General features: G+C 54.4%; 11 protein-coding genes. 7 read left to right on the forward strand and 4 right to left on the reverse strand.

The features are described 5' to 3' along the window. Nucleotides 1-21: 21 nt before the first annotated feature. Nucleotides 22-2,799 (forward strand): carboxypeptidase-like regulatory domain-containing protein, encoded by a 2,778-nt coding sequence (locus tag J0A68_RS06660; RefSeq protein WP_206577408.1) that lies wholly within the window; start codon nt 22-24, stop codon nt 2,797-2,799. A gap of 484 nt (nt 2,800-3,283) precedes the next feature. Here J0A68_RS06660 and J0A68_RS06665 read toward each other — a convergent pair whose 3' ends face one another. The 4 genes from J0A68_RS06665 to J0A68_RS06680 all read right to left on the reverse strand — a co-directional run bounded on the left by J0A68_RS06665 (nt 3,284) and on the right by J0A68_RS06680 (nt 9,939). After that, nucleotides 3,284-5,383, reverse strand: coding sequence for a M28 family peptidase (locus J0A68_RS06665; RefSeq protein WP_206577409.1), 2,100 nt, complete (start codon nt 5,381-5,383; stop codon nt 3,284-3,286). A 139-nt stretch (nt 5,384-5,522) separates the two neighbouring features. Continuing rightward, a complete protein-coding gene (locus J0A68_RS06670; protein ID WP_206577410.1) occupies nt 5,523-6,824 on the reverse strand; it encodes an amidohydrolase family protein in 1,302 nt (433 codons plus the stop codon). A 24-nt stretch (nt 6,825-6,848) separates the two neighbouring features. Continuing rightward, entirely contained in the window at nt 6,849-8,240 is a 1,392-nt protein-coding gene (locus J0A68_RS06675) for an amidohydrolase family protein (protein ID WP_206577411.1), read from the reverse strand. 4 nt (nt 8,241-8,244) lie between these two features. Further along, nucleotides 8,245-9,939, reverse strand: coding sequence for an amidohydrolase family protein (locus tag J0A68_RS06680; protein WP_236021380.1), 1,695 nt, complete (start codon nt 9,937-9,939; stop codon nt 8,245-8,247). A gap of 231 nt (nt 9,940-10,170) precedes the next feature. Between J0A68_RS06680 and J0A68_RS06685 the strand changes: the two genes are divergently transcribed. From J0A68_RS06685 to galE, 6 genes are all read left to right on the forward strand, one after another. After that, nucleotides 10,171-10,530: a response regulator transcription factor gene (locus tag J0A68_RS06685; protein ID WP_206577412.1), complete on the forward strand. Its 360-nt coding sequence runs from the start codon at nt 10,171-10,173 to the stop codon at nt 10,528-10,530. A gap of 5 nt (nt 10,531-10,535) precedes the next feature. After that, nucleotides 10,536-12,113: a hypothetical protein gene (locus tag J0A68_RS06690; protein WP_206577413.1), complete on the forward strand. Its 1,578-nt coding sequence runs from the start codon at nt 10,536-10,538 to the stop codon at nt 12,111-12,113. Then, nucleotides 12,106-13,566 (forward strand): glycosyltransferase family 2 protein, encoded by a 1,461-nt coding sequence (locus J0A68_RS06695; RefSeq protein ID WP_206577414.1) that lies wholly within the window; start codon nt 12,106-12,108, stop codon nt 13,564-13,566. Before J0A68_RS06690 ends, J0A68_RS06695 begins: the two co-directional genes overlap by 8 nt. Beyond that, entirely contained in the window at nt 13,563-14,792 is a 1,230-nt protein-coding gene (locus J0A68_RS06700) for a YaiO family outer membrane beta-barrel protein (protein WP_206577415.1), read from the forward strand. The genes J0A68_RS06695 and J0A68_RS06700 overlap by 4 nt, the downstream gene beginning before the upstream one ends. An 11-nt stretch (nt 14,793-14,803) precedes the next feature. Continuing rightward, nucleotides 14,804-15,979, forward strand: coding sequence for a hypothetical protein (locus J0A68_RS06705; RefSeq protein ID WP_206577416.1), 1,176 nt, complete (start codon nt 14,804-14,806; stop codon nt 15,977-15,979). Nucleotides 15,980-16,115: 136 nt separating this feature from the next. Further along, nucleotides 16,116-17,126, forward strand: a complete 1,011-nt coding sequence (galE, locus tag J0A68_RS06710; protein WP_206577417.1) for a UDP-glucose 4-epimerase GalE — start codon at nt 16,116-16,118, stop codon at nt 17,124-17,126. Nucleotides 17,127-17,254: the final 128 nt, after the last annotated feature.

The raw sequence follows: 17,254 nt of genomic DNA on the forward strand, positions 1-17,254 counted from the left end.
GTCAAACCCAATCCAAGCCCTATGCGCAAGCTCCTCTTTGCGTTTACTTTTCTGATTGCCCAGCTGGCATATAGCCAAACAATCACCGGGGTGGTGAAGGAAAAGGGCTCCGGACTGCCCCTGCCTTTTGCCAACGTTTTTGTCAACAACTCTACCCTGGGCGCGGCTACCGATGCGGAGGGAAACTTTGTGATCCGGGGCCAGATTCCGGAGGAGTTTGAGCTGGTGGCTTCCTTCGTAGGCTACAAGACCGTCTCCCAGACCATCGTGCGCAAGGGACGCCAGGCGGTTTTTCAGCACTTCGAGTTGGAGCTTTTGGAAGGCAACCTTTCCGAGGTAGAGCTGAAATCCCGCAGGGACAAAAACTGGGAACGAAACTACAAGCGCTTTAGGGAGGTGTTTTTGGCCGTGCCGGATGATCCCTACGGCAGGGACATCACGATAGAGAACCCCTGGGTGCTGGACTTCGAAAACGTCAAAAGCGAGAAGGGGTTTAACTATACCAAGGCCAGCGCGGATCTTCCCCTTAGGGTGGTCAACCAGGCACTGGGCTACGAAATCGACTATTACCTGCAGGACTTTCGAATGCTCAGAAATGCCTCGCGATTTTACGGGCAGGCATTTTATAGGGAGCTGCAAGCGGAAGACTCATTGAATCAAAAAGATTGGAAGGACAACCGGGAGTTGAACTACAGGAATTCAATCAGGCACCTGGCCTTGTCCCTGCTGCTGAGGAATTCGGGCGTACAGGGATTTGATCTGTACCACAACCAGCCGGAATCGGCTCTGAGAAACCGGACCAACGACCTGACGGAGGAGATGAACAAATCCATCGTCCCCCTTTCTATCAATGCCCTCTACAACAAGCCACTCGGCAACGGGACTTATAGGATTTTCCTGCCCGGCAGGATAGAGATACACCACCGCACCAAGCCTTGGCCCAACGACTACTACACCAACTATTACCATGCGATCTCTTGGATGGATGCGCCTTCCGGCTATTTCGACGTGGACCGCAACGGTACGCTGATCAACCCGACCCAGCTCGTGCTGTCCGGCTATATCGGACGCCAGCGACTGGCCCGTTCCCTGCCCTTGGACTTTGTGCCCAATGAGAACTTTTCGGGCCTGGCCGAGGAGCTGGAGGTTTTCCAATCCCGCTACATCGAGCTCAATGCCCTGCGGGAAAAGGCATGGCTGACCACCAACAAACCGTATTTCTACCCGGGCGAGACGCTGTGGCTGGGAGGAAGGATGCTCTATCAAAATCCCATCAAAGCTGACAGCCTGAGCCGCGTACTGTACGTGGACTTGGTCAACTCCAAATTTGAAAAAGTGCGGGAGGAGACCTTTCCCATCGAGGGTGGGAGGGTCTCGGGAGGTATGGTCTTGGACGGGGACATTCCTCCGGGAGACTATCTTTTGCGCGCTTACACGCGCTGGAACATGAATTTCCCCGACCGGGATATTTTCCAGCTGCCCATTCCGGTTTTGGAGGTGGGTACTTTTCCCGTACAGAGGGAAAGTGAGACGGATACGTATTTTGGGGAAGTCGACGTCCGCCACGAGGCGAGGTGGGCCGATTCGGTCTACTACCGCGTGGTGGAGTTGGAGCTTTCCTTTTGGGATGCATACCAAAATCCCCTGGACGCAGAGTTTGTCCTGACCGCCGTGGAGGGAAAGGTGCCGCTGGAGCTTTCGGATTCTTTTGGCTTGGAAAAGGAATTCGCTTGGGTGGACTACAGCCTCCCGGAGACCTTTGACAGCGAAATGTCCCATCCTATCGAGTATGGGATCTCTGTCGAGGGGCGGTTTGTGCCGGACAGGAAGCGTGCCTCCGCCGCCAATCGGATCACCCTGGTCAAGGGCGATATGGAGGACTATGGGACGGTCTTTTCGGATTCCTCGGGGCTATTTTGGGCGACAGGCCTGCAGTATCGGGATACAGCCCAGATCGCTGTGGCGGCGCTGGACGAGAAACTGAGGCCCTTTGGAAGCGTGGAGCTGCACAGGTTTCAGCGGCCGGGGTTTCGGGGTTCCTTTCCCAAGCTCGACTACCAGATCAGCCACTTTTCTGCTGAAGATGAATTCGCTATGGACGTCGCCGACGACTACGTCCTTTTGGAGGAGTTTGTCAAGGAGGATCTTACCGTGGCGGAAAGTACTGCGGAGCGAAACTATGGCTATGGAGAGCCCAATCAGGAAGTCGGGCCAAACGAGCTGGAGAAAATGACGATGGCGGAGATCTTGGGCTTGCTGCGGTTCAATATCAACACGCTGAAATTCAGGAACTATACCTATGGGGAGGAGACGGGGTCGCCACAGCTCATCATCGACGGGGTGGCCAGGCCCTATCTCGAAAAGGACGAATTTCGCGAAATCCTTTTGGGTTTCGAGCCCTCCCAGCTGAAGTCCATCAAGGTGTACAACGACAACATCAGCAATGTGGTCTTTGGGATGGCGGGCTTTGCCGGGGTGATGATGATCGAGACGAAAAACGGATCAAGGACCGGTGCAGCCGAAGCCAGAAAATTCAATTCCGACGGCTTTCAGATCTTCCCTATCCGGGGATTTACCCCATTCCCTGATTTTCCCAACCACCCTCCGGCAGATGAATTTTTAAGGAAAAAGTCCACGCTCTATTGGGACCCTCTGGCAAGGACACAGGAGGGAGTATTCAAGGCGCGGATTAAAGTGCCTTTCGGAGTCAATGAGGTGGAGCTTCGGATTGAGGGATTGAGCATCGACGGAGAAGCGATCTACAAGGTGATTCGGATCGAATCGGGCACTGGGAATTAAGGTTGGTTCTATTTTTTTTTCATGAGAGATCAACCAGCGGGAAATATGACCCAGAATGGGTCAAAGATTTATTGCACGTGGAGAAAGGCGAATGATACGAGCCGGTTGGGTCGCGGCTTGTTGGCTTTTTGTGTTTCTTTAGGCATGTGATCCCTTTGGGATCCGCAGGGTAGCGAAGTTCCAAACTTTGATTTCCTAAGCGGGAATCCGGCCCAGCCAAAGTCCGAAGTTTTATGCGGAGGAGGGCAATTCATTCGTCGGAAAGGGGAAAAAAATAGCCCACGATGTGAAACGTGGGCTATAGAAATGCATGCTATGATCAGAACAGGGTTATCCGCATCTTGCCAGTAAGCAGCAGTGACAGTCCGAAAGAACGCTTAAATTGGGGCTTTGCCCTACTTCGGTCTTCGGTCATCGGTCTTCCAGCCCGATTGAAGAAGCAAATTCGCTCACTGGCAACATTCCGGATAATCAGAAATCAGAATTACCCCTTCAAAATCTTGGTCAGCTTCTCGATCTTTTTGCTAAGATCCTGGATAGCTTTTGCGTAGCGAGTGTCCCATTCCTCCAGGCGGGAGGTGTTGCGGATGGCGACTTCATACTGTATGCCCGGAAGAATCCAGGAAGCATAGCCAGAGAAAGGATCATTGCAGACATAGAGGGACTTGTACCATTCTCCGTAGTACATGCCCTTGGGATCTATCCAGCTTTTCTCCAGCCCGATCAGCCCGGCGTTGATTTTCTCCAAGGTTTTGGTGTCAAGCGTCTCTTCCGCCAATGCTTCTTCCAAAGCCGTCTTGTAGCGGTCGGAGATGATTTCCAGTTCCAGGAGCGCTTCATGGGCCTGATCAAAGCCCTGGAAGTTGGGGTCTATGGTTTTCACATTTTTCACCGCCTGCTCAAAATGCCCGGTAAGGTCGTAGGCATAGCGGGAGACGTCGTAGGGAATCACGGCCGCGTTGGCCTGGCGGATGGCCACCAAGCCAAACAACTGCGCCACAGCCCCGCCCATCTTGAAGCTCGGGTCGGAAAACTTGGAGTAGAAATGGAAGTTGTCGTAGTTGGAGTGGTAGGCGCTGGTGCCGCCGGAGCCGCCGCTCAGTGAGGGAATGCCCACGTGCATGTAGAAGGCGATATGGTCTGATCCTCCACCCAGGTTTCCGATTCTTGGCTCTGGGTTTTGCCCTGCCCAAACGTCAAATACCGTCTTGGCAGAGTCTGGATAGGTCACTTCCTTGGATGCGTCGATGATGAGTTTCTTCAGGGTAGGGGCGGCGGATGCGCCAAAATTCCTGCCTGATACGCCTCCGTCAAAGTTCATGTAAGAGATGGCTTTGGCACCCAGTTCTTTCTTCAGATGCTCCACCCACTCGGTAGAGCCGATCACGCCTTGCTCCTCGGCATCCCAGTGGCCGATGAGGATGGATCGGGCAGGCTTTTGGCCGTTTTTGTAGAGCTCGCCGAGTGCCTCAGCAAAGGTCAGCAGCATGGCTGTCCCCGAGTTGGGGTCGGTCGCGCCAAAGCTCCAGGCGTCGTAGTGGCTGCCCATGATGATCCATTCGTCGGGCGATTCGCTGCCCTCGAAGGTTCCCACCACGTTGTTTGCCCGGATGAAGTCAGGCTTCTGATCCACCATCACGCGCACTTTCAACTCCGCTCCGCCGGTAATCCGGTAGGTGAAAGGCAGACCGCCCTGCCAAGCCTCCGGTACCTCCGAGCCGTTCATGCGGCTGAGGATTTCCTTGGCCGCACCATAGCCAATCGGGGTGACGGGAATGGTGTGGAAAGGCACCTCGGCCGGGTCTAGGCGCTTCACCTTCTTGCTGCCGTCCAATGGAAGTGCCGGTACGTTAGGCGTCAATGGGTCGCCGGTGTAGTCCAGCGTGAGCATGGATCCGCGCTGGATGGTGGTTTCGTTGAAGAAAGGGCCTTTGGGATATACCTCTCCGCGGGTGAAGCCGGAGTCCTTGGGATCGGTATAGACCACGAGGCCGACCATGCCGTATTGCTCGGCGTATTTGGCCTTGTAGCCCCGGAAGTTGCCGCCATACCGTGCGACGGCGATTTTGCCTTTAAGCTCCACGCCCATTTCGGCGAGCTTTTCGAAGTCCTCCCGGGTGCCGTAGTTCACATAGACCACGTCGGCGGTCACGTCACCGCTGCCGGAGAAAGCATTGAAGCCGAGGTGGAGTCGGGGATCGTTGGAAAAGGGATCTTCGGCGATTTCGCCTTCCTTCTGCGAAAGGGTCATCGCCACCGGGGAGATGAGCTGCAGCTCGGATTTGCCGGGGTTGTTTGGCAGATAGACGTCGTAGGGCCAGACTTTCACGTTCATTCCCGCGTCGGACATGATCTTGACCATGTAGTCTTTGACCAGCTCGTTTTCCGGTGTGCCGGCGATGTGGGGATCTTTGGTGAGCTCCTGCAGGTGGACTTTGAAGCGGCTGTAGTCCACGGCTTTGAGAAAATCCGCCTCGAACTTTTTTTGCCCAGGCAACTGGGAAGGCAAAAAGCCGTCCTGCTGTGCCAAAGCCCCCAGGGAAAGGAGGGAAGCGGTGGTAAGGGTGAGTAGGTGTTTTTTCATGGAATGTTGTAAAGTGGGAAGGTTAGAAAGTGGAAAAGTGCGCCGCATTTCCAGGTGAACATCGAATATCGAATTTCAAATTTCAAATTTCGAATACCAAATAAAACGGCCACAGAATCGCTTCCATGGCCGTTTTGGCTTAGTTGACTTTCAAGCCAGGGGATCTCTCGAGAAATTCCTGGTAGAGTCGGATATGTCTGTTGGACATGGGGATGCGATAGCCGTCGATGAAGACGTGCATGATCTGCGACTTGGTCTCCAGGGGATCTCCGGTGGAGATGACCAGGTTGGCGCGCTTGCCGGCTTCCACGGAGCCATATTGATCGGCGATGCCAAAGATCTCGGCAGGGTGGATGGTGATGGCTTTGAGCGCTTCCTCCTTGCCCAGTCCGTAGGCCGCTGCGAAAGCGGCATGGAAAGGCAGGTTGCGGACGTTTTCCTCCTCGTCGGTGCGGAGGGCCACTTTCACGCCGGCTTTGGCCATTTTGCCAGCGTTGGCATAGGCGGCGTCGTAGCGGTCTGACTGGCGGGTAGGCAGCTCCTGCACCGGGCCGGTGATGACCGGAATGCCCGCTTTGGCGATTTCGTCAGCCACTCTCCAGCCTTCGGCGACTCCCGAGAAGATGACCTTGGCATCTTTGCCTTCGACCCACTTGATGGCACTCTGGATGTCGGACGCGGCATCCACCACGATGAGCAGGGGAAGTTCGCCGGAAACAGCCTTGGACAGCTGGTCCATCTCTGGATAGTACTGGAGCTCGGCTCCTGCGTTTTTCAGCTTCAGGTAGTTCTTGGCGTTGTCCCAGATGTCGTTGGCCTCTTTGAGGGCTTTTTCGGAGTCTTTCTTGATATCCTCGTCAGACCTGCGGTCAAATCTGCCTCTACGTCCAGAGCTCGGGAAGTTCATCACGATCGCCTTGAATCCTCCATACATCTGGTCTGGCGTGTAGCCGTTGAGGTTGATGAGGGCGGCGGTGCCTGGGAAAAGCCCTCCCGTAGGCACGGTGAGCACCGTAGTCACGCCCGATACGCGGGTGACTCCGATTGCTTCGGCGTTGGGGTTGACCGTGGTGAGGGCCTGCATGTTTGGGGTCACGTTGCCGATCTCGGCATAGTCCACCGTCTCTGCCACGGAGCTCACCTCCACCAAACCCAAACGGGTACCGCCATCGATCATGCCGGGATAGATATAGAGGCCGGAGCAGTCTATGACTTCGGCATCGCCGGCGCTGATGCCGGTGCCCACTTGGGCGATCTTGCCATTTTCCACCAACACGGAGGTATTGCTAAGCGTGCCTTTGGTGACGGTCACCACGGTGGCATTTTGCAGGAGAAACTTGCCTGTGCGAGGTTTTACAAACTCCCCGTCGATCTGTGCCATGGCAGCCAAGGGAAGCAGGGCTAGCAGGGAGGCGCAAAAGGTTTTTAAAATTCTGTTCATGATAAGCTTGAATTTTCGGGGTGATTAGTGTGTATGATCCTGCATGAATGTACCCATGAACGCGTGGAAGTACTCTTCCACGCCTTGGAGACACTGATGGTCTTCCTCAGCGTGCAGGTAGACGGGCTCGACCATCTCAGTGGCACTTACGAGCTGGCGCTGGTCATCGGAGTCGCTTTTGATGTCGAAATACTTCACTCCGTCCACGAAGGTCATTTGCGGCACGGCGTAGGAGGAGAGCGGATGGCCTTCGAAAATGACCAAATCTGCCTGCTTGCCGACCTCGATCGATCCCACTTTGTCCGCGATGCCCAATTGCTTGGCTGGGTTGATGGTGATCATGGCCAGGGCCTCGTCGTCGCTCAGTCCGCCGTAGCGCTGGGTCTTCGCCGCCTCATGATACAGGTGACGGATCAGCTCCGCAGAGTCGGAGTTGATAGACGTGATCACGCCGTTTCGCTGGAGGATAGCCGCGTTGAAAGCCGTGGAGTAGTACACTTCCATTTTGTATGCCCACCAGTCCGCAAAGACGGAAGCACCCATGGTGTATTCGGCGATCTCGGGAGCTACTTTGAAGCCCTCGTTGGTATGCTGAAAGACCAGTTTGGTGATGCCAAAATCCTTGGCGACGTTGATCAGCATGTAGATCTCGTCGGCACGGTAGGAGTGGCAGTGGATGATGATCTTGCCATCCAGGATATCGGCCAAAGTCTGGAGACGGTCATTGAATACCGGTGGCGCCAAGGTGTTGCCTTTTTGGCCTTTGGCGGCGTTGTAGGTTTCCCAGCCTTTCTTATACTGCAGGGCTTCGTTGAATCCGTTTCGCAGGATAGCTTCCACGCCCATACGGGTGCGGGGCTGGATGTTGTTGCCGCGGCCGTGTACACGGGTGGGGTTTTCTCCCAAAGCAAACTTGATCGTGCGGGGAGCGTCCTGCATGATGATGTCCGCCGGGTCGTCAGATCCCCAGCGATGCTTGAGGGTGGCATTTTGGCCGCCCACCACGTTGGCGGAGCCGTGCATGGCGTGGGAGATGGTCACCCCGCCGGCAAGGGCGCGATAGAGGCCGATCTCGTAGGGATTGACCATGTCTTTCATCCGTACCTCGGCCACGATGGGGGCAGAGGCCTCGTTGACCACGTCAAGGGCGACGTGGGAGTGGGCATCGATGATGCCCGGCATGAGGTATTTGCCGCTGGCATCGACGGTCTCTACACCGGATGGAGCCGAGAGGTTTTTTCCCACCTGCTTGATCAGGCCGTCCTGCACGAGGACATCGGTGTTTTCCAGGTTGCCTTTGGTCACCGTCAATACGGTGGCGTTTTTTATCAGAAGGTTGCCCTTGGGCGTTTGTGCTTGGGAATAATTCAATCCCATTCCCAACAAAGCAGCAAGTATAAAATTGAGCTTTTTCATGTTTTTAGTGGGTTTGGCTAGGAGTGACGAGAGTGGCCTTCACTGGGAAAGAGCCGAACTGGGCGACGGACATCGTGCCTTCCATGCTGTTGCCGGAGATCTCTCCGGAGATGCTGACGACGAGCGTGTTGCCTCCCGCATTGACGTCAAATTCGAAGGTGACGGTTTTCCCATCGAGCGACACATTGCGGATCGGGGTGTTGATCTTGCCACTGCCGGATGGATCGTCGAGGGTGATGGTGCCGGAGTAGTCGGCCCCTTCCTTGGTGAAGGTGATTTCACCGCCATTGCTTCCTGCGGGAGTCTCGGCGGTGTATTCCCAGACGCCTTCTATTTTGACGGCTCCGTTTTCGGATTTGCCGTTTTCCTTGGCCGCCTTTTTCTTCACTTCATAGTCAAAGACGTAGCCGTCAGCCACCACATGCTTGATCTGCGCGGACTCTTTGAAGATGGAGTCGTTGCTGATGACCAGGTTGGCCATTTTGCCTTTTTCGATGGTCCCTGCCACCCGGCTGATCCCGAGGATTTGTGCGGGGTTGGTAGTCAGGGCTGCCAATGCGGCTTTCTCACTGAGGCCATTTTTGACCATGGATTGTACCGCCTTCAGTGCGTCGGATGGCTTGGTGTCCATGGTGGAGAAGGCAAAGGGGATTCCTGCCTTTTCCAACTGTGCGGCCTGCTTGAGCGCCTTGTCATAGGCTTCTTTTACCCGCTCGTATTGGGCCTTGGTAGCCTCTGTGGCATTTTCCGCCTTGTTGGCTTTGATGGCTTTGTCGTCTGGGATCTCCAGCTTGACGAGTACTGGGGTGCCGGAGCTTTTGATGAGGTCGATCACCGGCTCGTAGTATTCCAGTCCGGTGAGGATCAGCTTGAAGCCCAGTTCCTTTTGTAGGGAAATGGCTCTGCGGATCTCCAGATCTGAGGCAGCCGTGAAGATGACGGGAATTTGCTTTTGTACCACGGCAGCCATGGCCGCTTGGGTAGGGGTGACCTCAGGTCTGCTCACGCCCCCGTTGGAAGCATAGAGTTTGGAATGGTTCAGGGCCAGCGTGGTATTTTGGTACACGTCGCGAAACTTGGCCATGACGCCTACGGCGGTCGCAGGATACATGCCTCTGGAACCGCGGAAATTGGCGGCCAGGGCGCTGTTTTCCACCAGCACATTGACTGCGCCGGAGCTTCCCAAGACCATGATGGACGCCTTGCCGGGGATCATGCCCCCGTCGGGAAGAACCTGCGCCATGGTAAAGCCGGCCTTTCTCAGGTCTTCCACTTGGCTGGCAGAAAGGGAAAACTGGTCGGAAACGGATCTCCAAGGGGTGATCCCGGCGATCTCGTCCGGGGGAGCTGAGGAAACAAAGTCCTTGGGCCTTTCCGGATCTTTGGGTTTGGTGACTCCGGCCATTCCGGCGCCGTCGATGAAGCCTGGGTAGATAAAGAGCGAATCGCCTGGAATCACCTGCGCTTCCTTGGGAAGGGAAAGGTTGGCACCTATGCCCAGGATCACGCCATCCCTAAAGAGCACGCTGCCTTTGGTAGCCTGCTGGCCGGGAGACGCAAAAATGGTGGCATTGGTGATTGCGAAGGTCTCCGTCACCCTCCGCTTGCCGGTCGGGTCACTCTGTGCCCATCCCGCATGCGAGAGAATTCCAGTCAACAGCAAACCGGCCACTCCTGCTTTCAGAATTTGTTTTTTCATTCTATTGGTGGTTGTTCTTCATGAAGCAAGCTACTAAAACGCCGTCCATCGAGGCGAGGGATTTATTTTTCCGAAACTATTTTTTTGACCAGTGGTAGGTGGCGGATATCCAAATGCTTTTTAGTGCATTTGATTTACAAGTGTAGGCGAAAGGGGCTATTATGAACGGTGGCGTGCGTTTACATTTTGCACTTTGATGCTATCTTTAAGTCCGCATCACCCGCGCCGATTATGAAAAAAATTCTGATTATCGAAGACGATAAGCTAATTTCCAGTTTGGTACAGTTCAGATTGAAGAAGGATGGGTATGAAACACACTTGGTCGCGGACGGCAACGAGGGCATACTGGCCATCGATGCGCTAATACCAGATTTGATCATTACCGACGTGATGATGCCCTTTCGCAGCGGCATCGAAATCATACACCACGCCAAACAATCCCAACCCGACACGCCGATCATCGTGCTGAGTTCGCTCGGCGAGGAGGAGCAGGTCGTGCTGGAGGCGTTCAATCTGGGCGTGGCCGACTTTGTGCCCAAGCCATTCAATCCCAACGAACTGGCGATCAGAGTGAAAAGGATCCTCAAATAACGCGTATGGCGAAATCTCTATGCCGGATAGTCATCAGTTTGCTGTTTTTCCTGCCGGGCTTTGCATCGGCGCTACAGGACACCATCCCTGAGGATTCGGCGGGATTTAGGGATTTCCTTGTTCTTCAAAAAGAAGTGCCCGGCCTTGGTGCCAGGTTTTTCGTGGCAGGCACCCGTACCCTTGACCTGAACACGCCGGACTCTGCCTATGGATTTGCGCAGGTGGATTCGGGCTATCTTTCTCCTATATATATCGACTTTCTACAGGCAGCGGAGCTGGAAGGCTTGCTCCTGTCGGATAGTGTCCCCTACCGACTGGACTACATGGTGCTGTCCGAGCCTGCCTCGGCGGCGGCGGCCAGGGAGTTTGTGGCGGGCCGGATCCGAAGCGGGGACTACCTGGTCAAGACCGGCCCGGAGGACGAGGTAGAGGACCTGGTGGCTTTGGCTTCCAACACGCGCTACGCTCCGGTGGAGAAGTTCAGGCTGAAATTCGTCTCCGACTATCGCTTGTTTGGCGTGACGCTGACGATTGTGTTCTTCTTTTTGGTGGCGATCATCATGATCACGAGCATGCTCATCATGAAGGCCGGGAAAAACAAACGGGAGAATCTCCAAAAGGAATACAGCAGGCTGATCGTCGATCCGCTGACTACTTTGCTTTTTGAAAAGGATCTCGGGGAAATCCAGGCCATGGACCAGTCTGAGCTGGATTCCTTTTTCCCAAAAAACCTGATGGCCAAGCCGCTGTACCAGCACGAGCTGATCGACAGCATCATCGGGCTAAACAAAAAGATGAAGGGGGACTTCAAGGAAAAGCTCAAGGCGCTGTACAAGAAGCTCGGCCTTGACAAGCTTTCCGTCAAAATGCTCCACCACAAAAACTGGGATATGGCGACGATGGCTCTGGTGCAGATCAACGAAATGGATCTGGTGGAAGCGCTTCCTGAGGTGAAGAAGTTTACCAATTCCAAGAATTTCCATGTCCGCTCGATGGCGGTTTCCACTTTGCTCAACCTGTCGGAAAAGGTGGATTTGGTCTTCCTCAGAGACCAGACCTATCCGCTGTCGCATTGGCAGCAGATGAACTACCTGAGGATTATCCGCTTTGTGAGCCCGCAAAAAGACCTTAAGCTGGGGATTCTGTTTGACTCAAAAAACAGGAGCATTCGTCTGTTTGGCATCAAGCTCGTCCGGATTCTCGGCAGGGTGGATATGATCGAGAAGCTGTCGGCACTGGCCGGCGGGGTGTCTGATGAGGAGAAAATCGAAATCCTTGAGACCTATGCCGCGCTGGGGGCCTACATGGAGTCGGCCTTTGTCAATGAGTGCCTGCGCTCCGAAAATCCCAGCCTGTCCCTGGCAGCGGCGAAGGCCGCTGCCGTGGTCGGTGACGCAGAATCTGCCGAGATCCTGCTCGAGCTGGTACAGTCAGAGACTGTTTTCCGGAACAAGCTTGCCTACCTCAAAGGCCTCTACGGGCTGGATGCGGCGAGATTTGCCGAGTTTACTTCCAGCGACAGCCATCCTGAGCTACAGGATATCCGCGACCACATTCTAGACCCGATGCTGCAAAATGTATAGTTTCCTTTTTTTCTTGATTTTGGAGATTTTCGGGTTGCTCTTTTTGGTGCTGAGCTTTTCGGTGATCGTTTTTTACTTCATCTTGATGGCACTGAGTGGCTTGGAGATGAGGGATTTTCTGCGCAAAAACCGCTTCGCCGACTATGGGGACATCATCACGTCGCCGATCGCGCCGGGCGTCTCGATCTTGGCTCCCGCATTCAACGAGGGCCAAAGCATCGTCCAAAACGCCCAAAGTTTGCTCTCCCTTCACTACGGCAAGTTTGAGGTGATCCTGATCAACGACGGATCCAAAGACGACACGCTGGAAAAGCTGATCCGCTCCTTTGAGCTCGAAAAGACCAACTACGTCTACCATCCGGAGATCGAGACCAAGCCTGTGCGGGGTATCTATCGGTCCAAAAACATGTCCTACCGACGCCTGACGGTGATCGACAAGGAAAACGGGGGCAAAGCCGACGCGCTCAATACCGGTATCAACATCGCCAGTCTGGAGCTTTTGGCCTGCATAGACGTGGACTGCATCCTGTCCAGCGAGTCGATCTCTCGCATGGTGCGCCCCTTCATGGAGGAGACCAACAAAAAGGTCATTGCCGTGGGTGGGGTGATCGGCATCGCAAACAACTGCGACGTGCAGGACGGCACCGTGACCAAGTACAGGATTCCCGAGACCACCTTGGGGAGATTCCAGGTCATCGAGTATTTCCGCGCTTTCCTGATGGGAAGGATGGCTTGGGCGAGGATCAACGGCCTGATGCTGATTTCGGGGGCCTTTGGATTTTTCAGAAAAGACCTCGTCAGAGCCGTGGGCGGGTATTTCCCAAAGACGGTTGGGGAGGACATGGAGCTGGTCGTCCGCATGCGACGCTACATGGACGAGCAGAAGATCCCCCACAAGGTTGGTTTTGTGCCGGATCCGCTCTGCTGGACGGAAGTGCCTGAAAGCGAAAAGGTACTCTCCCGCCAACGCAACCGATGGATGAGGGGTACAATCGAGACTTTGCAGCTCCATCAGGTGCTACGTCTCAATCCCAAATTCGGGATTTTGGGAATGGTGTCGTATCCGTTTTGGTCGATTTTCGAAAAGGCCGCGCCCATCATCGAGACCGCTGGGATACTGTACACCACCATCCTGCTGATAGTGGGTGATTTCAGTACGATCTACTTTGTAGCCCTGCTGCTGATGATGTATCTCCTGTCCCTGCTGGTTTCATCCTTCAGCGTGCTGTACGAGCAGATCGCCTTTAACCATTACAAAGACAAGAAGGATTTGCGAAAGCTGATCTGGATGATCATCACGGAGCCCTTCATCGTCCATCCCAAAGTGGTCTATTGGGGACTGCTGGGCCATATCGACTTTGTCAAAGGGAAAGGCGGATGGGGATCCATGATACGAACCGGTTTCAAAAAAGCCGAAGACAAGAAAAACCTCCAAGAACAAACCACCACATGATCAGAAAGATAGTACTAAGCGGAATCCTCCTCGCGCTTGCGTCGTTTGCCGCAAGGGCTCAGGAGTCATTTGATCCGGATGAGCTGTTGGTGCAGGCCAGGACACTCATCTTTGACGACAAGTATCAGGAGGGCAGAAAAATTGCTTTCCGAGCGCTGGAGCGCTATCCCAACTATGCCGATATCCTGATCTTGGTGGGGCGCAGCTACGCTTGGGAGGGGAAAAACGACTCCGCCAGCATCTACCTGGAGCGTGCTATCGTCGCATCGCCTGACTATACCGATGGCTACGTAGCCTATGTGGACAATCTGTTTTGGGCGGACGACTTCGTGAAGGCAGGAGAAATATTGGATCGGGCCAAGTCCAACTTGGGTTCGCCCACACCGGATGAGATCGTCTATCGCCAGTCCCGGCTGCTCTACTATCGTGAGGAGTACAACGAGGCCTATGCCATGGTGCAGCCGCTTTTTGACAAAGGCTTCAAGCAGGAAGGCATGCTCAGCTACATGAGGAACCTGGAGCGGCTCAAGATGGTCAATGCCGTGGGAGCCACCTATGACTATGATACCTTTGAGGGTCAGATCGCCCCTTGGCATACTTGGTCACTGTATGGCCGCACCCGCACCAAGCTGACCGGGGCCTTGATCGCCCGCGTGACCCAGTCCGTGCGCTATGAGGATTTTGGCACACTGGTCGAGCTGGATGCCTACCCGTCTATCGGCAAAAATGGCTACGCCTACATCAACCTCGGCGGCTCCGGAGCGGGGTTCTTTCCAAAATTCCGCTTTGGCGCGTCCTACTACCACAACCTCGAGAATGCCTGGGAAGTGGAAGGGGGCTACCGCTACCTCGGTTTTTCCACAGCTACCCATATCATCACCGGGTCTGTTGGCAAATACGTGGGCAACTGGTGGCTTAACCTCCGGCTCAACGTGATTCCCGACGATGCGGGAACTAGCACATCCACCCAGTTTACCGCCAGATATTATTTCAAGACCGCCGAGGACTTCTTCAGCCTCCAGCTGGGTACGGGGGTTTCTCCGGATGAGGAAACCCGCGACCAGTCCCAGCTCCTCAATTCCTACCGGGCAAGACTGGGCTACCAGCAGTTGATTTCACCAAAATTCATGATATACGGCTTCACCGGCTACAGCCGGGATGAGCTGAGCACAGACAACATCAGAAACAACATCAACCTGTCGCTGGGCGTCGAGTACCGATTCTAGCGGATCATCCCATGAAAGAGGAATTAAAAATATATCTCTACCGGCTCTGGCCAGTTCTGTTGCTCGTGGTGGGAGTTCCGTTACTGAGTTTCTTGATCTGGCTCCTGATTCCCTCCAAGCAGTTGGAAGTGTTGGTCGTGGACAAGACCGTGCGGGACGAGAGCTATCGAGAGCATGCTGGCCTGTTTTGGACGCTGCAACATCAGAAGTACAAGAAAAAAACGGGAGAGACCTATGTCACCGGTCGCGACTATTTTGGTTTTTTTCCCAATGGAAAAGCCGACTATGGGGTGACCAAAGACCTGAATGGTCGATCTCAGGATGAGCTCAGAAAGCTCGTGTCGGACAGTGATTTGGTCTACTTTGCAGATACCTATGGCGTCTATGAGGCGGACTTTGACGACTCCACCCGCGATGAGCGAAGCAAAAAAATCTATGGCGGCATGGACAAGGCTGACTTGGAGCTCGTTCGTCTGGCCGAGGAGGAGGGAAAGGTGCTGGTAGCGGAGTTCAATTCCATCGCGTCCCCGACGCCTACGGCGATTCGCAACGAGTTTGAAAACCTGATGGGGCTGAAGTGGACTGGATGGATAGGACGATACTTTGACGAGCTGGACACCTTGGTCAATACCGACATACCCTCTTGGATGATCCGCCAGTATCAGCGACAGCATGAGCGCTGGAACCTGCGCGGGCCCGGGCTGATCTTTATCCGGGACTCCGGCCAGATCGAGGCTTTTCTCTATCAGGAAGACTACGGCAACCAAGTGCCGCTGATTCGTACCCAGAAGGTTAACAAGCACGGATTCAAGCTTCCGGAGGTGGTTCCGTATCCGGACTGGTTTGATGTGGTGATGATAGAGCGGGACTATGAGGTGATCTCCTACTACGACATCAATCCTACCAACAAGGGACTGCAGCGGCTTCGGGCTATGGGTTTGCCCAGGTTTTTCCCGGCGGCGGTCGTTCGGCACTTGGACGGGGGCAGCCAATACTACTTTTCAGGGGACTTTTCGGATCTGCAAGGCCCCTTTGGTGCGACGCATTTCTTTGGTCTGCCAGTGCTCTGGAAGGGACTCTATGTGGCGACGGACTATACCGACCGTCAGAGTTTTTATTGGAATTACTACTATCCTCTCATCCGGCAGGTGCTGAAGAAGACCGCCCAGGAAAAGAAGGCGGGATGATCTGCCATCAGCTTCCGGCGAATTCAATACAGTCTTTCCGCGAGGAGGGGCCTTTTCAGGCAAAAACCGAAGACAGAAACTACGTCTAAATTGGCAGAATTGAATAGTTTTACCCCTCAATGATTTTTGACTCTCTATGAAAAAGATTTTGATTACCGGCGGGGCCGGATACATCGGTTCGCATACGGCCGTAGAACTGTTGAAAGCTGGAATGGAGCCGATCATCTTGGATGACCTTTCCAATTCGGACGAGAAGGTCCTCGACCGCCTGGAGGAAATCACCGGGAAGCGTCTCATTTTTTACAAAGGCGACTGCAATGACAAATCCATGCTGGAGTCTATTGCAAAAGAGCACAAGCTGGAAGGGGTGATCCACTTCGCTGCCTTCAAGGCCGTGGGTGAAAGCACCGAGCAGCCACTGAAATATTACAGAAACAACGTGGGATCGCTGATCGTCTTGCTGGACTTCATGCGGGAGCAAGGGATCAAAGACTTGGTTTTCTCCTCCTCCTGTACTGTGTATGGCCAGCCGGAAGTACTGCCCGTGACTGAGTCCACGCCGCGACAGGATGCGGAAAGCCCCTACGGCAACACCAAAAAAATCTGCGAAGATATCCTCGTGGATTTCGTGAAAAGCAAGCCCGGCATCCGTGTGGTGGCCCTGCGCTATTTCAACCCGGTCGGCGCACATCCAAGCGCGAAGATCGGAGAGCTCCCGCTGGGCGTTCCAGCCAATCTGGTGCCTTTTATCACCCAAACAGCCGCTGGAATCCGTGAAAAACTCACCGTGTTTGGTGACGACTACGACACGGCCGACGGCAGCTGTGTGCGTGACTACATCCATGTCGTCGACCTGGCCGACGCACACGTGAAGACGCTAAGCTTCCTTCAAGGGCAGGAAATGGATTTTTACGACGTGTTCAACGTGGGAACGGGCAACGGAAACACCGTCCTCGAAGTCATCCATGCCTTCGAAAAAGTAAATGGCGTGAAGCTCAACTATGTGATCGGACCGAGAAGGGCTGGGGACGTGGTGAAGACTTGGGCGGACACCACCAAAATCAATGAAGTGCTGGGATGGAAACCCAATTATTCTCTGGAGGACTCCATGCGTGACAGCTGGAATTGGCAGAAAGGACTCGCCTAAAACACCGAAACCGGGACATCGTTCCCGGTTTTTTTATGTGACTCTACGAAATCCTCCAAGTGCCCAAAAGGAGCCCGGCAAATATACCGATTTCACAGGCCGTGGACTGTCGTCTGTCGACGGTGGAC

Origin of the sequence: Algoriphagus oliviformis (genome assembly GCF_017254915.1) — a bacterium.
Taxonomy (GTDB): domain Bacteria; phylum Bacteroidota; class Bacteroidia; order Cytophagales; family Cyclobacteriaceae; genus Algoriphagus; species Algoriphagus oliviformis.